Source organism: Paenibacillus sp. FSL R7-0302, from assembly GCF_038006885.1.
GTDB lineage: Bacteria > Bacillota > Bacilli > Paenibacillales > Paenibacillaceae > Paenibacillus_AQ.
This window is the reverse complement of record NZ_JBBOWB010000002.1, coordinates 1,287,582-1,311,353: the sequence shown is the minus strand read 5'-3', so window position 1 is coordinate 1,311,353 and position 23,772 is coordinate 1,287,582. Positions and strand designations below refer to the sequence as shown.

15 protein-coding genes are annotated in these 23,772 nt (G+C 48.4%); all 15 read right to left on the bottom strand.

Annotated elements, in window-relative coordinates; genetic code table 11:
* Positions 1–137: 137 nt before the first annotated feature.
* A complete protein-coding gene (locus tag MKY96_RS31510; RefSeq protein ID WP_340946566.1) occupies positions 138–4,166 on the bottom strand; it encodes an Ig-like domain-containing protein in 4,029 nt (1,342 codons plus the stop codon).
* Positions 4,167–4,390: 224 nt separating this feature from the next.
* Entirely contained in the window at positions 4,391–5,593 is a 1,203-nt protein-coding gene (gene metK, locus MKY96_RS31505) for a methionine adenosyltransferase (RefSeq protein WP_076084485.1), read from the bottom strand.
* A 207-nt stretch (positions 5,594–5,800) separates the two neighbouring features.
* Complete coding sequence (locus tag MKY96_RS31500) at positions 5,801–6,073, bottom strand: alpha/beta-type small acid-soluble spore protein (protein ID WP_209868427.1); 273 nt, start codon at positions 6,071–6,073, stop codon at positions 5,801–5,803.
* A 188-nt stretch (positions 6,074–6,261) separates the two neighbouring features.
* Positions 6,262–6,831: a hypothetical protein gene (locus tag MKY96_RS31495; protein ID WP_340946565.1), complete on the bottom strand. Its 570-nt coding sequence runs from the start codon at positions 6,829–6,831 to the stop codon at positions 6,262–6,264.
* Positions 6,832–6,917: 86 nt separating this feature from the next.
* On the bottom strand, positions 6,918–9,677 hold the full coding sequence (locus MKY96_RS31490) for an Ig-like domain-containing protein (protein WP_340946564.1): 2,760 nt from the start codon (positions 9,675–9,677) through the stop codon (positions 6,918–6,920).
* A gap of 589 nt (positions 9,678–10,266) precedes the next feature.
* On the bottom strand, positions 10,267–10,533 hold the full coding sequence (locus MKY96_RS31485) for a hypothetical protein (RefSeq protein ID WP_445671505.1): 267 nt from the start codon (positions 10,531–10,533) through the stop codon (positions 10,267–10,269).
* 201 nt (positions 10,534–10,734) lie between these two features.
* The gene (locus MKY96_RS31480; RefSeq protein WP_340946562.1) at positions 10,735–14,655 is read right to left on the bottom strand and encodes an S-layer homology domain-containing protein; all 3,921 of its coding nucleotides are present in this window, start codon (positions 14,653–14,655) and stop codon (positions 10,735–10,737) included.
* A gap of 197 nt (positions 14,656–14,852) precedes the next feature.
* Positions 14,853–15,980, bottom strand: coding sequence for a glycosyltransferase family 4 protein (locus MKY96_RS31475; RefSeq protein WP_036721693.1), 1,128 nt, complete (start codon positions 15,978–15,980; stop codon positions 14,853–14,855).
* 113 nt (positions 15,981–16,093) lie between these two features.
* Entirely contained in the window at positions 16,094–16,852 is a 759-nt protein-coding gene (locus MKY96_RS31470) for a WecB/TagA/CpsF family glycosyltransferase (protein WP_036721695.1), read from the bottom strand.
* 7 nt (positions 16,853–16,859) lie between these two features.
* Positions 16,860–18,023, bottom strand: a complete 1,164-nt coding sequence (csaB, locus tag MKY96_RS31465) for a polysaccharide pyruvyl transferase CsaB (protein ID WP_340946560.1) — start codon at positions 18,021–18,023, stop codon at positions 16,860–16,862.
* Positions 17,996–20,035 (bottom strand): DUF5693 family protein, encoded by a 2,040-nt coding sequence (locus MKY96_RS31460; RefSeq protein WP_340946558.1) that lies wholly within the window; start codon positions 20,033–20,035, stop codon positions 17,996–17,998. Before MKY96_RS31460 ends, csaB begins: the two co-directional genes overlap by 28 nt.
* A gap of 139 nt (positions 20,036–20,174) precedes the next feature.
* Positions 20,175–21,893 carry a phospho-sugar mutase gene (locus MKY96_RS31455; protein WP_340946556.1) on the bottom strand — a complete coding sequence of 573 codons (1,719 nt, stop codon included), beginning with the start codon at positions 21,891–21,893 and terminating at the stop codon, positions 20,175–20,177.
* A gap of 47 nt (positions 21,894–21,940) precedes the next feature.
* Positions 21,941–22,363, bottom strand: coding sequence for a 3-hydroxyacyl-ACP dehydratase FabZ (gene fabZ, locus MKY96_RS31450; RefSeq protein ID WP_339251866.1), 423 nt, complete (start codon positions 22,361–22,363; stop codon positions 21,941–21,943).
* A gap of 303 nt (positions 22,364–22,666) precedes the next feature.
* Positions 22,667–22,906, bottom strand: a complete 240-nt coding sequence (locus MKY96_RS31445) for a DNA-directed RNA polymerase subunit beta (RefSeq protein WP_036699259.1) — start codon at positions 22,904–22,906, stop codon at positions 22,667–22,669.
* 9 nt (positions 22,907–22,915) lie between these two features.
* Positions 22,916–23,737 carry a flagellar hook-basal body protein gene (locus MKY96_RS31440; RefSeq protein WP_340946553.1) on the bottom strand — a complete coding sequence of 274 codons (822 nt, stop codon included), beginning with the start codon at positions 23,735–23,737 and terminating at the stop codon, positions 22,916–22,918.
* Positions 23,738–23,772: the final 35 nt, after the last annotated feature.

The window sequence follows — 23,772 nt, the reverse complement described above, 5'->3', positions numbered from 1 at the left end:
TCAGCTCGAAAAGTTGCGAAAATTGGAGAGGACTAGCAGGTTTTACCGGCTGGGCGGAGTCACGCTGGAACTGTCAAGGCATGCCAAAAAAGCACCCGGCCCATAGACCGGATGCTCTGCTTAACTATACAATCCCCTTACAAATAGCCTGCCGATTTCAGCATCCGCTGCAGCATGACCGCAGCCTGCCCTCGGGTAGCATTACCCTGCGGCTGGAATTGCGTGGTGCTCACTCCCTGAATAATCCCCGCCTTGACCGCCTTGGCTACAAACTCTATACTCTGGCTCAGGATTTTCGCCCGGTCCTTGAACGGGCTAAGCGTATCCATCACCGATGCACTCAGCGTCACCGATTGCCCCGTGTACTCCAGCGCTCTCACCATCATAATCGCCATCTGCTCACGGGTAATCTTATCCTCAGCACGGAAGGTCCCGTCCGTATTGCCGGTGATGATGCCGGCTTTGGCAGCGGCTTCTATGAAATCACTTGTTTGTGTAAAAGGACGTACATCCTTGAACTGGGAAGCTCCACCGCGTACTGCCTGTAGACCTAAGCCCCGGCTGAGCATCACAGCGAACTCAGAACGGGTGATCGGCTGATCAGGCTTAAACGCTGTACCATAGCTGCTATCGATGATATTTTTGGCGGCTAACTCTGCTACAGCCGTCTTACTCCAATGGGAGGTCATATCTCCAAATGTACGCAAGGAGATAAACACCCCCACCACCTGGTTACCATTCGTGCGTGCACTAACAACGCTATTACTGCCCACAGTAGCAAATTGGGCCGGCAAATAAATAGCATCATTGTATGTCGAATCTACGCCAGCAGCCATTGTTTGTGCGGAGTTCAGTACAGCAGCATTACGAACAGTGTATTGCCCTTTTACATTTAACTCTTTGGCGTTGGAATAGTTATCTTTAATAGAACCAGTTAGACGTAAATCTATAAGACCGGTAACGTTACGCATGGCCTGACTTCCTATTTTTTGTTCGAAAGAATAGAACGTCCCGCCTGGAACACTCTCCATACGCAGAACAAGTGAGACCTTATCGATATCTGTCCCCAAACTAGCAATTAGCGAATTCACATCAATATCGCTTAGTTTTACACCATACATATGATCTCCGTACCGGATGATCAGCTTTGCATTTTTGTTGCTTGCGGCTGCATCCGATAGAGCTTTTAATGGAACGGTAACATAGGCTGATTTCTCTGTAGAGGGAACCTCGAATACCAACTCATCCGCACCTGCAAGCTTCAGATATTGATAACTGGCAGCCATTCGCTCTGCATTCAGATCATATCTTTTAACCATTTGCTTGTAGACCGAGAGATCTGTAACCGCAAGAGCAGAATCACTCTTCAGTAGCGGGTACTCCTTGCCAAACTCACTGGCAGCCAGGGTTCCCAGATAAGAAGGGCGGCTTCCGTTGCCGGTTACACCAGTGGTCAGATTCTGAACAGACAGTGAGTTGAAGGAAGGAAGAGAGTTCCCATTCGTGTCTGTAATCATCCCTGCACCAGACAGGTAAGAGAGCTCAACCTTTTGTCCAGCCGTCACTGCTTGCGAGAGATTCAATTTCAAAAGAGTTCCGGACAGGCTGAAATCCTGAACATTAATGCTGCTACCATCAGCCTTTACCCCAAACTGATTGACATACAATTTCGAAGAGGACTGCATGCTCTTGGTAAAGGTAACATTAAGTTCATTGCCTTTCACCGTAGCTACACTGATCTCGGATACTATCGTGGCCGAAGTTACAGACACTGGCTGAAGATCAACATAGGCTGCACGATTACCATTCAGATCACTAAGCCCAAGAGTACCTGGAACATAGGATACCGTCACTGTTCCGCTAAGCGGCAAGGCATTCTGAAGGGTCAATGTAGCCTGCGTTCCACTCACCGATACATTAGTAACATAGTTTGGCTTACCGCCAACCAGTACTGATAACTGGCTATTCATCGGCAAATTAATCGTGGACAGACCTTCGTTATAATTCAGAATGATCTTATTGCCCGCTCCCGTCGCATTCTGGAACACCGGCGGCACATTATCCTTACTGTTACGGATGTTAAACTCAGCGAAGTTGGCGATATTCTGCCCCAGAGAGCTAACCAGCGGATACGAACCGGCGTAGTAGGATACCCGGACCGACTCCGAATTGCCCACCTCCGAACCTACTGTTAAATACAAGGTGTTGCCGCTGGAGCTGACAGAGTTCACCCCAAGAGAGTAGCCGTCAGTCGTTACCACAAACTGATCATATGCATAAGGAGAGACTGTTTTGAGCGTATCATTGAAGGTCAGTGTCACCGTTCTGCCAGTAATTCTGCCTTCTTTGGGCGTAGGGAGCGCCGATTCTATAGTATTAGTGATCTGCTGTCCAGAAAAGGTAGGCGCAGCATTCCCGCTCGCATCCTGAATTGTCCGCACGCCGCCGGTATAGCTGATTTTTACATTCTGGCCTACAGCGATGCCTGTGCTAATCACTACAAATACACTATCTCCTTGAATATAGGCACTCTCAATATTCCGGACTTCCTCATTGACGGTTACGCCGAAGCTGGAAGCCAGCAGCGCCACTGAAGCATTAAGCGTCTCATTATACCTCAGGCGGATCGTCCGGTTATTCTCCAGCACTGCGCTCGTCAGCGAGGGTGGAGTCTTATCTATGGCCACAGTACGGAAGCTCCAGGACTTGGTACCGCTTAATCCCTCATACTGCACACTGGGGTCTGCGGCATCTGTGAACGCTCCTTTGGCGATGTCGATATAATAGATCGTATCTGATTCCAGCGCTGCGGATGGCTTAATGATGAATTCTTTAGCAGAGGAGCCTTGCTGAACTACCGCATCCATTTTAGATCCATTGCTTTTGTACAGAACAACTCCGTTCGTGACGGTGCTATTATAGATAACATCCCTGTTGAAATTAACCGCTATTGTTTTGGAGATATCTACCGACTCACTGCGGTCTGCTGGTGATAACGCGGCTACAGACAGACTTGTCAGTGAAGCTGTCGTGAACGTCCAGGAGTACGGGCCTGAAGCCGGAAAGAGATGACCATCCTGATCATAAAAAGCTCCCTGTGGTATAGTCACTGTATATAGTGTACCGCTCAATAGCGGTGAAGCTGCGGAGGCTGGCAACAGAGTGATTGTCGAGCTTCCCCCACCGGTAACATTCGTTGAATTGACATTCAACCATCTTGTTCTAGGGTCCCCTACACCTGGAGCGACCGAGATTACTCCAGAGGCCGGACTCATCGGGCGGTCGAAGTATAGCTTCAGGGCTCCACTAACCGATGCGCCAAAAGATGCATTGGCCGGAGCCGTAGATGCAGAGATAGTACCCGTGCCGACCGTGGAGAAGCTCCAGCCGCTGCCGCTTGCTATCCCCTGATAGGTTGTATTATTAGCATCCTTGAATGCATAAGCGTCGATAAGCACATAATAATTCCCTCCGGACGGAAGCTTATTAGCCAGTGTCAACGTCACCGTTGTCGAGGAATCTGCACTCTGGAATGCTACCCCAGGTTCTCCATCTCTGATCGCAAACTCCTGTATAACCGCGTTATCCGCTGACGAGAGCAGCCTGACGCTGCCTCCTCCGGCTGTAAGGACTCCAGATAAGCGTATACTCAGCTCCGTTAAGCTTGCAGCCTCTACCCTGGAATTGAGGGCAGGAGACATAGTACTTGCTGTAATCGCCGGATTCACCTCCGGGGCTGTCGTGAACTTCCAGCTTGTTGCCGCAGATTCATTGCCTGCACTATCCTTGAACAGCCCCTTAGGCACACTTACGCTATATGTTTTGTAGGGAGCAAATTTAAGGCTGGCGCCTAGCTTGATCTCGTAGCTTGACGAGTTTCCGATTAGTCCTGCACTCCCGATTGCAATTTCCGTAAATACCGTTTCGGCATTTACATCTGTAATGGTGATTTTCCCGGCTTGCGGGATCACTTGGCGGTCAAAGCTAAGCCCCAGTGAAGCCCCGACATTTACAAAGGCAGCCCCATTCGCAGGAGCAAAGCTGATTCCGAATTCTGAAGCGGCGTATACCGCTGATGTATGTATACCGATAGCCGGACTGCCCAGACCAAGCAGCAGATTGCCTGCAATGATAATTGCCGTTCCTATTCTTAATTTCTTTTTCATTCTTAAAAAACCCCTTTCAGCCCTTCCAGCACTTCTTGTATTTGTATACTGTTATATTTCGGCTAAAGGGCTTCCAAAGTTTAGAAGATGACCGCTGAGGGCACATCAGCTTGCTTTTTTCACAAAAAAAAGCCCATATAATCCCCCCTGATGAGGAGTACTATATAGGCATGATTATAATTTGATGACATTATGCAAACTAGCTCAATTCATTTGCTGCAACTTTAAATTCCGGACTGGGCTTTTAACAAATCCGCCTTATCCACGCGTTCCCAAGGAAGGTCCACATCTGTGCGGCCAAAATGTCCATAAGCTGCTGTCTGTCTATAGATAGGCTTACGCAGATCCAGCATTGAGATGATTCCCGCCGGACGAAGATCAAAGTTATCGCTGATCAGTTGAACCAGCTTCTCCTCACTGATCTTCCCCGTTCCATATGTATCCACATTGATCGATACAGGGGTAGCAACACCGATAGCATACGCCAATTGAATCTCGCACTTGTCAGCAAGGCCGGCAGCGACCAGATTCTTCGCTACATAACGAGCCGCATAGGCTGCAGAACGGTCCACTTTGGTCGGATCTTTACCGGAGAAGGCTCCGCCGCCATGACGGGCATAACCGCCATATGTATCCACAATAATCTTGCGTCCAGTCAGACCGGCATCTCCTTGAGGACCACCAATCACAAAACGGCCAGTAGGATTAATGAAGTATTTAGTGGCTTCATCCAATAGTTCAGCCGGAACAACCGGAAGAATGACATGCTCTTTGATGTCTGCCTGAATTTGTTCAAGGGTAATTTCTTCTGCATGCTGGGTAGACACAACAATAGTATCCACACGCACCGGCTTGTCGCCCTGGTACTCAATCGTAACCTGAGTTTTGCCATCCGGACGCAGATATTTCAAAGTTCCATCTTTACGGACTTCCGCCAGACGCCGGGCAATCCGGTGAGACAGGGCAATCGGAAGCGGCATAAGCTCAGGTGTCTCATTCGTAGCGAACCCGAACATCAGACCTTGGTCACCGGCACCAATGTTAGCAGTCTCTTCAGCTAATGACGCAGGGTCCCGATGCTCAAGAGCAGCATTTACACCCTGGGCAATGTCTGCCGATTGCTCGTTCAAGGAGCTAAGGACAGCACAAGTATTATAATCAAAGCCAAACTTCGCGCGGGTATAGCCAATTTCCTTAATAGTATTACGTACGATTGCCGGAATATCCACATATTCAGACTTGGTGCTAATTTCCCCGATGACAAGCACGAGACCTGTTGCTACAGCTACCTCACAAGCTACACGGGCATTAGGATCGTTAGCAAGAAATGCATCTAGTACCGCGTCGGATATCTGATCACAGATTTTATCGGGGTGTCCCTCCGTTACGGACTCAGAAGTAAACAGATGACGCCCTTTGATCGACATACACAACAACCTCCCATATTGTTGATCTGACACTGTATTCAAGGGGGCTCCCTAGTAGATAACAGGCCAAATATAAGTAGTATAATAATTTATGATGGCTAATGCCTGTTTTATTCAAAAAATGAACCTTTTCCGGATGGAAAAGGTCTACGGCCTTCCTCAAAGGTCATATTATCTTATTTACCGGTGGCTGTCAATTGAAGCCAGTTATGCGAAAAGAGACTGCTCCGCCTGTTTGATCAACCTCTTTGTGATTTCCCCGCCAACAGATCCATTATCTCTGGAGCTTAGATGCCCCAGATATGGAGTTCCTCCAGAAACGCTTGCTCCGCCAATTGTCCCCAGCTCAGAAGCAAACTCTGTGTCCATCCCTCCGCCGTACGAAGCTCCATATAACCCGAATTCAGAAGCAATTTCATATTGCATTTGTTTCAGCATTGCCCGGCTCTCTGGTACTACAGTGCGATTTGTACGTGCCATGTTACAGCACCTCCTGCGAATTTTTTTTAAGATTACAGGTGGTATTGTGTACGAATCCCAAAGGCCTGAGTCGGCTTAATGTTTGTCAACTGTGGGAATGAGTTCCGGGGTATATGAAGACCCAATATAGGGCATTCTTTATATAGAAAGAAAAATGTCGATTGAAGTGTACTAAAAAAAGATTGCAGCTACTTCAGAGTATATGCACCACGGACCATAACAACGATTTTCATCGTTTGACCGTTCTGTACAGCGATTCCACGGCCATCCCGGGGGAAAGATAACAGATGATTCGTAGGCGCAGCTACACCATTCGCCAAATCGACACCATCCGTCAAATCAGCTACCCCATTAGCATCTTGGGAATAAATAACCGCTTTGCCGGCGCGAACAATAAATTCTGCACCCGCCCCGGCAATCAGGGTTTGTCCAGGTTTCACATCAACGATTTCGCTGGCATTGCCCGTATTGCCTGTATCACCCGAACTGGAAGCCGGCGCTTTGGTAGGAGCTGTGGTTGCAGCCGGTGCATTAGTTGCAGTTGCAGCCGGAGCCTGAGTAGGTGGACTAATTGTTCCACCCTGCAAAGCCTTCTGAATCTGTTGGTCCACATAGCTCTTAGTAACCACCGGGTCCTCTGCCGTTCCTGGCTGTGATCCAACACCGGCGCCTTCAGCCGTTATGTTGAGCATGGAGCCTGCCCACAGTCCACCCGCCAGCAGCACTGCAGACATCGTAACTTTCCAAGCAGTCTTCAAATGTGATTCCTCCTCATAGTGGGATAAATGGCTATAAAAAAAGAATAGCCTCCGAAGAGGCTATTCTTCCTTGCAGTAATCGGAGATTACTTAACAGTGATGGAAGTACCAGTGTTAACATTGTTACCTTCAACGTCAGTGATGTTAGCCACAGGAGCTACATCTCTAACTTTCACAGTCAATGTGTAAACAGTGTTACCATTAAGATCGATAACTCCATTTGCATCGTTGAATGTTACATAGAACTTATCGGCCACAGAAGCATTACCGATAGTAGCAAATGATGAAGGCTGTACAGGAGTACCATTCAGCGTGAAGATAAAGTCATTAGCATCTGCATTCTTAACTGCTTCAGAGAATGTCAGAATCATTGTTTTGCTGTCAGAAGCAGATACTACAGCAGAAGACAATGTAGGTCTAACTCTATCACCCAGTTTGATGACCTGTTCAAAAGCAACGTCCAAACCGTTTCCGGCAGTATCCACAATACCAGCAACTGTGAACTTGTAGTTTTTAGTTTCGCTAATGCTGGACTTAGGAATGTGAACTTCTGCAACTCTTGTAGTGCTGCCACTTGTTGCAGGAAGCAGTGTTACATAAGAACCTACTGGAAGTGCAGCGTCAGCCAACGTATAACTGTTATTATCTTGAAGCGATTTGATGTTAAGTTCTGAGTTATCCGTAGCAGTTACACGGATTACGTAATCTGCGCTAGTCTCAACCTCAGTTTGGTATACAGCGCTGATAACTGTTGGTCTTTCAGTATCAGTAGATGCACTGCTTCCTGTTACAGGCAATACTGTTGCAGCAGATTTGTTCTTGGCGTAGCTCGTATCAGCCGCAAGGCCTGCAGGCAGACGAAGAGTTTGAGCACCAACTACAGCAGTCGTTCCTACTTTGAATGTCAAAGACTTGCCATCATTAGAACGGCCAGTATAAGTCAGATCAGTATTAGCAACACCAGTAGAGTCATTGATCAAAGTCAGACCATTAACATTACCATAAGTAACTTCTTCAGAGAACTTGATAGTGATACCAGTTCCAGCTTTGTAAGTTACGCTAGTTACCGTTGGAGCTACTGTATCCTTAGTGAAAGTGATTGGTTGGGACAGTGCAGTTCCCAGAGTGTTACCAAGTGTATCACGAACACTTGCTCCGAAAACAATTGTTCCTGTGAATGTTCCACTCTCAGGCAGGCTCGCCATAGTTGAAGTCAAGATAAACGTCTTGCCATCAACACCAGCATTGATTTGCATAACACTCTTCAGTTCACCGTTAGGGTCGAGCAAACGTACGCTACCTACCAGAGAATTGAAATCAATGTTTTTATTGAATACAACTTTAACTTTCTTGTCGCCTTCTGCAGTCGCGCTTACGATTGTAGGAGCAGCGGAATCAGCAGTTACAGTGACTGAAGCTTTTGTTGGATTAGGGTTAGCAACATTTCCCGCATAATCAGTCAGATTAGTCAGGGATACATCATAAGTTGCGCCACTAGTCAATGCAGAACCAGTGTTCAAAGTCACTTCGTCAAGTGGAGCATAAGTATCGCGGCTCACACTTGCTGGAGCACCGTTAACGTATGCGATCAATCCAGCAGTTTTAACTGGCTCACTCAGTTTAACGTAAACTTTGTTTGTTGTTGTTTTAGCAACAGAGGATACGGAAGCAACAGTTGGAGCAGTAGTATCAGCAACAGTCAACAGGTTAGTGAAGGCTGGGATAGCTTCTCCGGCAGTTGTTTTCACGCTGTCCTTAATTACAACAGTGTAAGTACCTTTAAGATACTCACTACCTGCAAATGTGATCCAAGCTTCTGTACCGTCGGAAGCCAGAACTACGTTTGCGTTATTAGCATTCACCAATTGATCGCTGTTGTTAACACGAGTTACTTTAACAACTTCATCAATCAATTTCGCGCCGTTAGCAGTGTTTTCAACAAGAGTTTCTCCATCAATAGCACGGTTGAATTTAACAACCAGTTGCTTAGCGTTTGGAGCAGTTACGGAAACTACCTTAGGAGCCTGCAGAGTTACTTTTGCAGTGTAGTCCTTTTCAAGGTGTTTGAAGTTGATTGTTGTTTCAACGCCTGCTACCAGAGCAGTTGTCAATTCAACGTTTGCAGTAGTTTTGTCAGAGAAAGTTACAACTACTTTGGTTGGGCTTACTGCTTCAGCAGTAGCAACAGTCAATGTAGGAACTTTACCGATTTGGTCAGCATAGTAAGCTGTTTCAACTACCAAAGAACGAAGAGCGTTAGCTTTGAAGTTGGTATCTTTAGCTACCAGACCAGCGTTGATAACTGCTTGTGCATAGCCTTTAGCCCATACAGATGCACCGTTATCAGTTGTAGTTGGTTGTTCCAGCTTAAGAGCGATAGCCAATACTTTAGCTACTTCTTCAACAGTTACTTTACCGTTGTAGTTGAAGATCCCTTTAACAGTATCTTGACCCTGCATCAATCCTGCTGCAGTAACTGCTTCGATGTAAGGAACAGCCCAGTTTTTAGCGTTGTAACCTTTATCGTTGTAAGACAACTTGCCAGTTACTTCAGTAAGACCGAACAATTTAGTAACGATCTTAGCGAATTCTCCGCGAGTCAGATCTTTATCAAGATGAGCCTTTCCATCCGGGAACCCATTAACAACACCTTTTGCTGCTAAAGCATCAAATGCTTGTTGTGGAGTTACCTTTGCTGTTTCACCAAATGCTACAGAGGCAAACATCGAGAATGCCATTGCTGTAGATAATGCTACGGATAAAATTTTCTTCATAACCTTTTTTTCTCCTCCTTGGACATTCATGAACTGGGATTTTTCTTTAGTTGTGTAGCTCATATCACTCATTTGTCGAGCACCCCCTTTCCCGAGTTGAGCAGATTAAGTATAAATAATGTCTGTGACGGGTATCACAGAAACTTGTAAACAGCTTCAAGGCATAGTAATACTAGATTCCTAATTCTACCTAAGTATTATACAATGTGCCTCTAGTCACGTAAAGCTAATTTTTCCATTTAGCAATGAACAGTGCCTTGAGGGCATTCCGCAATTGCCTCGTGCAAGTGACTCTACACCTTAAACGCAATAGTTTCAAAAAAGTTGCGCTTTGGTTAAAAAATTTTTTTCTGCCCTGCTGTATCCCTGCCCCGATACTCTAGAAGATACAATATGTATGTTCTACTAACTATTGTTAATGTTGGGTGGCTACGGGAATCAGTATAGCATAGAGGCATTCCAAACGTCATTAAACAATATTTGCTAAGTTTACAAACAAATATTGCATACTGAACGTGGTGTTTTTGTTGACCAGCATTCGAGCTAATAAGTATATACCCACATTGCAACAGGGTTAACACATTCCCGGATAATGATTGACATAAAGAAAGGCTGCTGAGATCAACTCAGCAGCCTTTCCTTCAACTCAGTATATCCAGGGCTATCGAATCTTCATCGATAGCTGTATTAACTCCTGGCGCTTCTCAGGACTTGCATTTACATTCTCATACATGGCATCAATCGCTGCGCGGTTCTCACGGTAGGTCTTCTCATGCTTGATGGTGCTATGGGACCAATCGATCAAAGCATTCTCAGCAATAACCAGTTCATTATAAGCATCATGGAAGCCAGTTGCTTGGACAAGCTCTTCCATTACCTCCTGAGTGATCTCCTGCAGAGCCCGCTTCGCTGCAATTTCCTTTTCCATAACCTTTGCTCTATTCTCAAACATATTCTTTGCTTTCGTGTAATCCAATTGTGCTTTTGATAAAATCGGTTTCATCGATGGCTTTCACCTTTCACGTAAAAATGGTTTCTTTGACATTGTAACGCAAATGGGAGCAGATTACAAAGATGTCCGAATGGTAATTTAACCTGAATAAGGTTTTTACTCTAGGACTGTTACTGCCTAGCTCAGGGTTTTAGGGAAAATTGTAGTGCTTTTCTTCAAAAGCTCCACAGCAATTTTACCAGCCTCAGCTCTGGTCATATTGGCTTTAGGATTAAAGTTGTACGAAGCCTTCTTTTGTCCCGTAGTGGTCACTTCAGCCCCATTCATAATTTTAGCCTTTGACACGGCCTGAACTGCGGCTAATGCATAAGACTCTATCTTACCGGAATCCAGGAAGGACTTGGCTACTGCATCCTTTAATTTCTGATCATTAACCGGCAGCTTCAGCTTAAGTGCTCTGGCAATCATCACAGCCGCTTGCTCACGCGTAATCGGTTGATCTGGACCAAAAACCCCATCGGTAAGTCCAGTCACAATTCCGGCTCTGGATGCTGTCTCAATATGTTCATAATCCCAGGTTACTGAACTGGCCCCTGGAACCAAATCTGAATAGGTCTTATTACTATCGTAGTTAAGCGGCAGATTCAAGCCCTTAACAAGCAGGGTTGCAAACTCTCCTCTTGTTGTCTGATCGTCTGTGCCAAACTGTTCAAAACGAAGATTATTCATGATCCCCTTGGAATACAGGGCATTAAGAATGTTCCGGGCCCATTGGTGATTCGTAATGTCGTTATAGCCACGGCTCATTTTCATAACCTTGTAATAACCAAATTCATCAAACGGAACACTGATTGTATGCTTGTTGGTATCCACAGTACCACCAATATTCACCCATTCACGGTTGGAGTTATATTGGAATACAGTGACAACAGTCCCCGCGTCATCAACAACATTGGAGTCAAAAGCCAGTGTTAGTTTCCCCCGCTTGGATGGAGTGATCTTGCGTTCTGCCGGAGTCTGCGGATCACCGAACAAACCATCTACAGAATATGGAGCCAGGCCATTCGTTGCAGGAATGTACCCTCCAGTCGATACTGTACCCAATTCGCCCAAGCCTCCGCTAATCCAGTACACATCGGATATTCTTACAAAGTTACTGCTCTCATATGGAGAACTGAATCGAAGTGAGAATTCATCGGGAATGGTCCAGTTAGGAATTCCGCTCTCTTCAAATGTTACCGGGAAGCCGATGACATTGCCATAATCGTTACGGCGTTCCACCACTCCTGTTGTCGGTTCAGCAATACCGAAGCGAAGTTTGGTATCAGGATAGAACTTCTTCAGATTGCGTGTATCTGTACTTTGCATTACAGTCCCTTTCGGGAAGGTCAATTCCAGCTTCTTATTAAATACACTGTATTTGTCCGCTACCTTAGGCGCCATGTATTGCGAATCAACTGCTACAGTGCCCGTATAGAATATTGAGATAGTATCTGTACTTGTACTGCTTCCTCTGACAATTTGAATTTTGATGCTGTTTGCCTTATCTGGCTTCAAGCCTACGTAATCCAGAACGAACCTGCCCGGTCCCAGATCCGTTCGCTTAACGGCCTGCTCTTTGTCAATAATTACATTTGTAGCTCCCTCAGCCTCAATATCGAAATGAACAAAGTTCTTATTCACAACATACTGAGTCCCTACAGAGGGCTGAGGAGACAGAATGCGGTAAGCACTAACCTCCCGGATCAGCTCCAGCTTCTGGCTAGTCTTGGCACCCGTGCTGTTGATTAGCTCAAGCGTATAGATGTAGGTTCCCGGTGTATCATTAGTAAGATCCTGAATCCGCATTACGAAGTCCTTTTGACTGCCAGCAAAGCTGGTGGTGTAACGTTGATCTGCAAACACCGGGCTTGCTGTATTAGCAGCACTGGCGTTAGCCGGAATATCAAGCGACAATATATTTTTGGTACCCAGGTTCAGGTTCAGCTTCACAGCCCCGCTGCCTCGCAGCACCAAATCGTAGGTTTTTAGACTAGTTGTATACTTTGTTTCATTATAAATAAAATCAGGTGTCAAATTGAACAGCTTCGTGAGCAGTACATCCGTTGGTCCAAAATTAGCGTCCGGGAATGTAGGTCTCCCTGTGCCTAAGGCCGGCTGGAACTTGCTGATGGTTGATACATTCTCATCGAGAATATAGACGCGCAGCTCCTTACGGACCTCACGGACCTGTCCTTTTTCATCTACCCCTGTTCCTGTCAGAACAATTTTGTTCTCTCCAAATACGATGGGTCCCTCTTTGGCATCAATCTTTAAATCCACTGAAAAAGTACCGTCACTTGGGTTGGGCCATTTCTCAGTCCCAGTAGGCTTCATTTTTATTCCATTCACATACATTTCAGCCAGGAAGTAACTACTTCCCAGATTAAAATCGATATACTGTCCTTTTACGTTCAATACTTTGCTCTCGCTGGAGTTAATCACATAAGTCTGTCCATCCGTAAGGTTGGATACATAAATATAGCTCTTGGAAGCAAATGAAATATTTACGTCCTTATTTGAGGAAGAACCACTAATCTTGAAGCGAACAGTCTGATTTCCGTTCTGGAAATCAGTAATTTTAAAGATGTGCTCTGTAGACGATGGCGACTTCACCCATTCAGGAGTCAACACTCTGGTGGACAAAGGCAAATATTGTGCAGTTAGATTAACAGGTGTGGTTGTTACTGCCGTATTGGTTTTGACCAAGATATAGAATTCTCCAGAATCGACCTTAGCCCCATTCAGCGCTACTCCGGCAGGTACTATCCCTGTTGTTGGGTCATATCCCGGCAAATACTTCATATCTGTAATTACAATGTTATTCTTCATATACTGAAAATCAATGGACCGGTTAACGGTCTTGGTTCCATACGCTACTGAAAGATTGTGCGTCTGCTTTTCTAAACGGTTAGCCGGTGTTGCATTATCCTTGTTTAGAGTCAGAGGGATTTTAAAGGTTACCAACCGATAAGCAGGCGCATCCTTAATTGGGGATGGCACCAAAATTTCTTTATCTCCTACCAAAGATACTTTGCCATTGCTTTGAAGTTCTAATCCTCCTCCATATTCAATAGCAGGTACTACACTATCCAGCTTCACAACTGCCGAACCGCTGAAAGGCACTCCGGCATTGTCTGGAACCATCATCTGGACAAATAGGCTGGCAGTATCTTTATCCTCTGTCATCACCGGCTGATCTCCGTACAAGAGGTCTTGCCCTTGACCGGTACTATCCCCTAAGTACATAGCGACTATTGGGTTCTTCTCATCATAATAGAAAATTGAATATTGAAAGCTGAGTGTGTCAGAACCATTCTGTACAACCAGCTTAAGGCTGTTCACCCCAGGCTTAAGCTCCATACGCTGGGAAAAGAAAGTGCCATCCTGCAATAATGATGTGCTTGAAGCAGTACCATCATTAAGAGAAACTGTAACCTTAGTAGCATTCTGGGCCTTACCTTCAAGTGTAATTTCCTTGTTAGCTACCACCAACTGAGCGCCTTCATTCAAATTCAGCTTCTCTGATCCCCCAAGAACCTGAAGCTTCTCCACATAGGGGACCTTATCAAACAGAACATAAAATGCTTCTGAGCGGTCATTGCTGCCCTGTGATCCGGTCAATGTTATCCGGTTCATACCAGGATACAGGGTCAGATTGGCACTGAAACGGTTATCGGGGCTGTCAACATCCAGTTGGACCACTCCCGGTGTTACGTGTGTAGGATCTTCCAGCCATTTGTTGTTCTGCTGATCCCAATTTAATAATTGTACATTTGCTCCGAGTGTAGAACTCGTTACCTTTGTAAAGGTACCTGTAACTGTCAGGCTTGCATCTGTCACCTGCAATACATTATCTCTGGCAATTTGCTTTGACGGCACTGAAGAAGACGGAAGTAAAGTCAGATCAACCGTATTCCGCAGCTTTTGATTATCCGGTGTAAAGTAACTGGTCGGCTTATCTGCAGCCGCCGCAATATTCATAAGTCCAGGCGGGACTAAGGATACCAATAAAGCGAGCAGAAGTGTCCAGATAAATGTTTTTTTCATGCGCTGCATGTCATTAACCTCTCCCTTTTGTTGATGATAATTATTTTATCGGTCCAGCAGCCCATAATATGAAGGACTCCGCCCAACTTTTCTGTAAGCGGCATCCAGATCTGCAATAAGACAAAAAAAAGGGCGTACCCTTATGGAAGGTTACGCACGGATATTTAATGAAACAATTTGTGAATTGTATTCAGCTTCAAAAGAAATTATAGCTTACTGCCCCGCTCTTGCCCAACCTTCATCCGCATCCGCAAAAACAAATCAATCACCGGACGCTTCGTCTTGCTGATGACGCCGGTGATCTCTGCGCCGATCTGCAGGAAGAAGAGCATGACGCAGATGACTACGAAGGTAACCCAGTTGGCTTCGTAGAGCGAAGCGGAGGTCTGGATGACTGCCAGGATACCGAAGAATGCGGCAATACCGTAAATAATCAGTACCGTCTGGCGGTGGCTGAAGCCCAGCTCACGCAGGCAGTGATGGAGATGGCCTTTGTCCGGAGCGAAGATCGGCTTCTTCTGCAGCTTGCGCCGGACGATGGCGAAGAACGTATCCGATAACGGAACTCCGATAATCAGGAGTGGTGTGATGAATGAGACCACCGCAATCTGTTTGAAGCCGAGGAGTGCAAGCAGTGCCAGGCAGAAGCCCAGGAACAGCGAGCCCGTATCTCCCATGAAGATTTTGGCGGGATGGAAGTTGAAGAACAGGAATCCCAGAATGCTGCCCAGAAGCAGCAGGCAGAGCAGGGCAACCATGGTGTTCCCCATCAGGAAGGCCATGACGGCAATCGTAGCAATGGCAATACCGGATACGCCTGCTGCAAGCCCGTCCAGCCCATCAATCAGGTTCACGGCATTCGTGACGCCGACAATCCAGAAGATCGTCAGAGGGATGGCAATCCAGCTCTCCAAGGAAGAATAGCTATTATGAAAAGGAATATTTACGAAATCTACCGTGATGCCAAACCCGAAAACTACAATACAGGCAGCGGCAATCTGGCCCAGCAGCTTCACTTTGGCTGATAGCTCAAAACGGTCATCCAGACCGCCGATCAACACAATCAGGCCTCCGCCGCATAGCAGCGCTTTAATGAAATTAGCCTCCCGGGGAGTGAAGTCATACGGAATAATCGGTAATACGGCAAGCAGGCCTAACACAAACGCCAGAAATATGCCGAGTCCGCCAAGGCGGGGCATGATCTTCGTATGCACTTTCCGGGCATTTGGCACATCTGTCGCACCGATCTTAATGGCGAATTTCTTCACGAACGGCGTCAAAAGCAGTGCAAGCCCCATGCACACAACGAATCCGGCGATGTATATAATTAACATGTGAAAAGTCGACCTCCATTTCTCTACCGCATTGAATTATACGCTGAACCAAAAACAAATTCCAATACTGTTTTTAGGCGATACCACGGATTTTTTCAGTAAATTTCCTCATTTTACTGGTCTTTTGTGACTTTATCTTTCTCTCGTACCACTTTTACTGCGAATTTCGGCAGCGCAAGCATTCTTTTGTAACGTGTAGGTTCCTTGAGCAGCCGGTATAACCATTCTGCCCTTAATTTCTGGAAGGCCACAGGGGCACGGCGGCTCTTGCCGGAGATCACATCAAAGCTCCCGCCGACACCCATCATCACCGGGATCTGCAGCCGGGCTTTGTATTTGGCGATCCATGGCTCCTGGCTGTCCGCTCCTCTGGCAACAAAGAGCAAGTCAGGCTTCGCTTCAAGGATTCCGCCCACAATTTGTTCATCCTCTGCCGGACCAAAATACCCGTCATGATATCCTGCGATGACAATACCGGGATATCTTGTTTGTAACCGGGAAGCCGTCTCGCGAATCACCTCAGGGGTTGAACCGAGCAAATATACTCTCCAGTTATAGCTTTCGCCTTGGTGCAATAATTCATGTAAAAGATCAAAGCCCGCTACACGCTCAGCTACAGGCTCCTGACAATAATTCGCGGCCCACACCACTCCGGTTCCGTCAGGGACAACCAGCTCTGCTGATTTCATAATCTCCATATAAGACGGATTCTCCAGCGCCGCCATGACCATAATCGGATTGGCAGTAATTACCTGATGAGGCTCACGCTTATGAACCGCCTCTGTCAGATAGGAAACGGTGGTCTTCATATCCGCCTTGGATACTCGTATACCAAAAATGGGTACTGTCGGTAATGCGCTATCTGCTTTCACTTGTCACTCATCCTTTACGGCCGAAATATTGGACAATTCGCCGGGCCGGCGCCTCTGCCTCTTGGGTGAGCGCGGCAATCAGCGGCTCCCGCTCCTGCTTCCAGCGCTCCCCTGAGCTCAGCAGCTCCAGAAGCCCGACAGCCACCTTGTCTGCCTCCAGTGTATCTGTCTTGCCTACCGGCTGACAATCCACCCGCTCAAGAAAATGATCAATCTTCGGATCATAAGAGACGCCCATCAGCGGAACACGCTGTCCCGCAGCATAGATAAGGCTATGCAGCCGCATGCCTATAAGCGCCTGGCACTGGCTTACCTCCCGCAGCATCTGCAGCGGATGAAGCGCATCCTCACGGATCGTTACCGATCCTCCATTGTCTTCTATACTCCGGCCCAGCTTCTGCATTACATAGCGGGAAGCCTCATTGTCCGCAGAATGATGGAAGGGCAGAAAGTGTACATGGAGCGGCTGGACCGCAGAAGCCTTCACAAGGCCTTCAGCCAACGCGTCCAGCTCCTTACGGGACTGCTCCCAGAAGCGGACAGAGACACCTACAGTAGCGGGCACAACTTGCAGGCCAGGATCTGGCGTATCCCCAATCAACGTCCCTTTTTCTACCCCTGGCTGCATATCCTCAGGCAACTCCAGACCCATAACCGGGTCAGGTACTACCTCTACCTTATCAATACTAAGCCCCATAGACTGAAGCAACAGGCGGGACTGTTCATCCCGCACGGAGATATAGGCACATTTCCGGAAAATGGATTTGATCAGCGGATGAAACAGCTTGCGGTTCACCGGGCCGATTCCCTGGGAATAGATAAATACCGGCTTCCCCATCCACTGGGCCAGCTTGATAATACCAAGGTAATACGGAATGGTCTTGCTGCTTGTAACATCCTGAAGCAGGCTGCCGCCGCCGCTGATCAGGCCCGAGCTTTCTGATATGGCTCTGCGGACCTCTCCCAGCTTCATCCGGTGTACAGATTCCACCCCGTACGTGGCAGCCGTCCACTCCGGATCAATGGATAAGACCACAGGCGCAAGCGTTATTCCGGCGGCCTGGGACTGCTTGCGCAGAGCATTCAGAATCGACTGCAGAACGGCTTCGTCTCCGCTGTTGCGGAAGCCGTAGAAACCGGAGATTACAATTTTTTGAGGAGTGGTGACCATCGTTTCCAACATCCTTCCGCAATCTGCCATACCCCAACAGCGATAATACCGATGATCAGGCCGAGTCCAAGACCCAGGAGTCCGCGGATCAGCGAGATCAGCACAGGTGAATGAATATGGGCAAAGGTATCCACCATAGATAACTGCCCAATAACAGCAATAATCATAATGAAGGCTGCGCTCCGATATTTATAGGCCAAGAATGCGCCGAGGATAAAGAGCGGATGTGCCAGCAGGAATTCCTTGTTACGCGGTCTTACCCCGACGGTATTCTCCAGGAAGACACGCAGGATTTTCTCCGGTGCACTTACACTTCCGGCATTCCCGGTCCGGCTCAAATAATACATCCCCACGATACCGATCACACCGGCGGCAATGACCATAGCGAGTGTAATCGGCGTCCGCAGCAGCTTACCTGTCTTGTTAAAGGCAAAATCCCCACGGTACAAAAGCACATAGATTGCGGTAAGCCCGATCGGGGCCAAATGCAGCAGACTCACACCGCGGAACTGTTCCAGTACCAGGGCATAGGTGATATTGTTCAGCAGTGCAATGACGAAAGGCACCGCACTGAAGGTGATTAACGCAGTTTTGACATACAGGACCAGACTATGCGTCAGACGGCGGCGCGGGCTCATTACGGCAAAGGTTAACGGATTGGCGCGCAAAGGCGGACCCATCTCATTAATTTTGCGGATAGCCAGAATTATAGCCAGGGTAGGCGCACTTATGGCTACGGCAAGCGCAAGCGCCTGTTCAAATAATGCCGGCTTCAGAACCAGCAGACCTGCACTTCCAACCAGTCCAAGCACCCATACAGGCAGAGTAAGCCAAGGAATGAAGTAGGAGAACAGCAGCGCAACCATAGCCACCGCTCCGATTACCGCAATCAGCTTGAAGTAACGCTGGAAGGAGGAGTCGCTCACATCAAATGCTGTAGCCTGTCCAATCTTGAAGCCGTTCGCCTCAATCTTGGCCACTGCACCCTCAGGTCCGCTGAGACTCTCAATCAGGTTATCCAGCGTATCTGTGATAGCAGCCTTCTTGGTGTCTCTGGAGGGAATCGTATTCAGATAGATCATGCGGATATTGCGGTCTTTGGTGCCCAGCGCGAAACGGTCTGCGATCACTTCAGTCTTCAGGCTGGAATCCGCCTCGCTGAGTGAATACAGGCGCGTCACGTTGTAATCCAGCATATAAGCCAGCTTGGAGAAGCCCTTCTGCTGAACCTTAATATTCTCGATTGCCGCAATTCCCATCCCGTGCTGCTTCAGGAGATCGGCGAAGACGGTCAGACTGCCCGTATCTGCATCATCGGAGTACCCTTTGACAGACTCCCCTTCAAAAAGAATCCGCTTGACGCCAAGCTCGGCGTAACGGTCCAGCAGCTTCTTCACGGCATCCTGATTGTATGCCAGAGAGTCTACAAGCCGGGGCACAATGCTGAAGCCCTTCCCGTGCAGCATTTCCAGGGTAATCGGGTCCGGCTGCAGCGGCTTGAGCGTTGCATCCTCCAGCGGTGTCTGGATGATCAGCCCCTGCTGGCCGCGGTAGTTCCATTCTTCCGTCCGGATGTCCAGTCTGCTGAAGGCATCGCGGATAACCGGTGAGAGCATTTCACTGTTCTTCGCACTGGTAAAGAGGACATATGTATAGTTCTCATTCTCCGGAATCACAGTATCGGTAAGATTGGCGATATCAGACGCTCCCCAGATCATCAGGCGGCGCGCCTTGCGGAAATCCTCCAATGTATTCTCATAGATAGCCATACTCTGAACACCGGCTGCCTTCAGCCGGTCCAGCTGCTCGTTGATATAATCCTGCGGGTTCTCCCGGTAGCTCGCAACCTCAACCAGATCGCGGTAATCAAAGACAAACTCAACCGTTTTGGAAGACTTCTCTGTCTGTAGACGGTCATATACGACCGGAAGCGCACCGATCAGACCTATCACCATAATGATCCATAACCACTTGCGTGATGCTATATTCCAGCGTTGCCATTTCTGCTGCACCAAAGTACCTCCTCTTTCACTTTAAAGCTGATTGCTATTTACAGACGCCGACCCTCTTGCCACCGGCAAATTGAAGCGGAAACGGAGGTCTGTCCATCTGGAGCAGCTCCGTTTCCGCAGGGAAGTTATCTATTGCTTATTATTTCCCGTCTACCCGTGCCATAACCTGACTGGTCAATTCCGCAACCTTGTGCTTGGCGTTGTCCAGAGATTCACCCACCACGGCAAAATACACTTTGATCTTCGGTTCCGTGCCGGAAGGGCGCAGGCAGAACCAGGAGCCGTCCGACAGCAAGTATTTCAGCACGTTCTCCTTAGGCAGACCGTCCAGTCCCAGGGAGTAGTCCAGCACCTGTGTTACGGATGCCCCGGCGATTTCGTGCGGCGGGCTGGTCCGCCAGTCATTCATGATCCCCTGAATCTGGGCCACTCCATCCTTGCCCTTCAGCGTGCGGGATTCCAGGCTCTCCAGGAAGTATCCGAACTGTGCATACAGCTCTTGCAGCACATCGTACAGGGTCTTGCCCTGGGCCTTGTAATAGGCACCTGCTTCAGCGATCAGCATTGCAGCAAGGACTGCATCCTTGTCACGGGCATAGTTGCCGGCCAGATAGCCGTAGCTTTCTTCATATCCGAACAGATACGTGTACTCGCCGGACTGCTCGAACTGGTTCATCTTCTCCCCGATATATTTGAACCCGGTCAGAGTGTTGAACACTGTAGCGCCATAATGGCTGGCTACAGCAGCACCCATCTCACTGGTTACAATGGTCTTGACTACAGCGCCGTTAGCCGGCAGCTTCCCTTGTTCCTGTAAACGGCTAAGGTAATAATGAATCATGAGCGCGCCGGACTGATTCCCGGACAGCACTACAAATTTGCCTTCGTTGTCACGAACCACAGCGCCCATACGGTCAGCATCCGGGTCTGTACCGATCAGCAGATCCGCATTCAGCTCTTCGCCCAGCTTCATCGCCAGGGTGAAGGCTTCACGTTCCTCCGGATTCGGTGATTTCACGGTAGAGAATTCGGAATCCGGCTGTTCCTGCTCAGGAACTACATGTACCTGAGTGAAGCCGATCTTCTCCAGTACACGGCGGACCGGAAGATTGCCTGTCCCGTGCAGCGGAGTATAGACAATGGAGAAGTCACAGCCCAGCGAAGAGGCAATCTCTTCACGGCTGACACTTACCGCAGCAACCGTATCCGTAAACGCCTCGTCCTCTTCGGCCCCCAGCCAGTGCAGCAGGCCTGCGCTCTCTGCAGCCTCCTGAGACATGCGCTTCACTCCGTTGAAGGAGTCCACATTCAGAATATTAGCAATAACCTTCTCCGCTTCATGCGGCACCAGCTGTCCGCCCTGGGCATTGTAGACCTTGTATCCGTTGTATTCAGGCGGATTGTGGCTGGCAGTGATTACAATGCCTCCAGACGCCTTCAAATGACGGACGGTAAAGGACAACTGCGGCGTAGAGCGCAGGGAAGAGAACAGGTGGGTCTCAATTCCGTTGCCGGCGAGTACAAGCGCAGCCTCCAGCGTGAATTCCGGCGAGAAGCGCCGGGAATCGTGGGCAATAACCACCGAGGGTCTGCCTTCTCCCGTATGCTGTCCCAGAACGTAATCAGCGAAGCCCTGAGTAGCCCGGCCGACAGTATAACGGTTCATCCGGTTACTGCCTGCTCCGATGACTCCGCGCAAACCGCCTGTACCAAATTCAAGATCTCTATAGAATCGTTCTTCCAGTTCCTTGGGTTCACCGGCAAGAGCCTTCAGCTCTTCTTTGGTGTTCTCGTCGACAGAAGGGTCCTGCAGCCAGCGTGTCAGAGTCTCCTGCGCCTTCGGGCTTAATCCAGTCATGTCAATCTCTCCTTCTCCATCTATAATGTATAAGTTTATAACAGGAACTAGCTGAGTGCGAACATAATCTCGCCGGAAGCTACCGTCTTGCCGTCCACCTTGGCAGTGGCTTGTCCTTTGCCGATACTGCCTTTAAGCCGGGTAATCTCTACCTCAAGCACAAGGGTATCGCCGGGAACAACCTGTCCACGGAAGCGGAAGCCGTCAAGCCCGGCCAGAAAACCGATTTTGCCCCGGTTAGCTTCTACGCCAAGAATAGCCACAGCGCCCACCTGAGCCAAGGCTTCCGTAATCAGCACACCCGGCATCACCGGGAAGCCAGGGAAGTGTCCGGCGAAAAACGGCTCGTTCACTGTAACATTCTTGATGCCTACCGCACGTTTGCCCATTTCTATTTCAGTAATTCTGTCCACCAGCAGAAATGGGGGCCGGTGGGGGATTATTTCTTGAATCTCATTGGTATTCATCATGATTATAAAGCTCCCTTCGGTTATAACCGCGTCTATGAACCTCCGCCTACAGCAGCACTTTTGTTTTATTCTCCGCCGTCTCTGCATAAATATGGACAGCTTCGGCAAAAACTATAATTATCCTTCACCACCTGCAGCAGTGGAGGTTAAGATAAGGGGCTTTCTCCACCGCACGCGGCAGCATGGCGGAGAGGGCCCTTTTTGGCGCTCTTAGGGCACGCCATCATTATACATTTTTCAGTATAAAAAAGAAAACTCCCCTGCACAACAAGGGAGCCTCCGATATCGGTATGCCATAACGCTTTAAGGTGCGAACACCAGATCATATACATGCTTCCACGTGCTCCACAGGAGCACATCACTTAGTTCCTTTTTGCCGAGGATCACATACCCTACGACCAGCCCGCCTCCAAGCGCGGCAACCAGCAGCAATGGAATCAGGAACCACTGGATAATGGTCCAGGCCCTAATCCTGCGCCGCTTCACCGGCTGCTGCTGTTCCTCTTCTGCTTTCTGTGCAGTCTTAACCTTCTCACGACTCATTCCTTCACCTCACGCGCGCATGTTATTAGCCAGGCCCAGCATCTGGTCACTGGAGGACAGCGCCCGGGCAGCAAGCTGATACGTACGCTGAATCTGCATCATCTCCGTCATTTCCCGGCTCAGATCCACGTTAGAGGATTCCAGATAGCCTGAGCGAACGCCTACATCCTTCGCTTCGCCCGCTGCTCTTGGCACGAATGCCTGCTGCGTTGTCACGCCCTCAGCCAATACATAGAAATTACCATCTACAGCTTGCAAAGCATTCTTGCTGAGCGGCTCAACTATCATTAAGCTGCCTGCCAGGACAGGCGGCTGTTTCTCATCCGTCTTAGTCCATACCTGCCCGCGCTCATCAATAGCAGCACTTACATTAGCCCCTACGCTGAGCGGAGTACCGTTAGCACCCAGCACAGGATTGCCGGTATTGTCCACAAGAATCATCTTATCCTTATTGGCCGTATCCGGGGTGAAGTGGAAATTCCCCTGGCGGGTATATGCCGTTTCACCGTTCACCTGAACGCCGAACAATCCATTGCCTTGAAGCGCCAAGTCCGTAGGCTTCCCTGTCTCCTGGAGCGTGCCTTCCTCCCAATTACTTGACACTGTAGGCACACGCACACCAAAGCCGATATTGAAGCCCAGCGGCATGCTGCGCCCAGGCTGGTTATAATCCTTGGATTGCTGCTGCACACGGGTAAGCACATCCTCGAACGAGCCTTGTTTGCTCTTATAACCATTGGTATTCATATTGGCAATGTTATCCGCTATAATATCCAGCCGCTGCTGCAGACTGGCCATTGAGACAGAAGCACCGATTGTCGAGTTGTTCACAGGTCTAACCTCCTACTAGCTTGATAAGAAGAAAC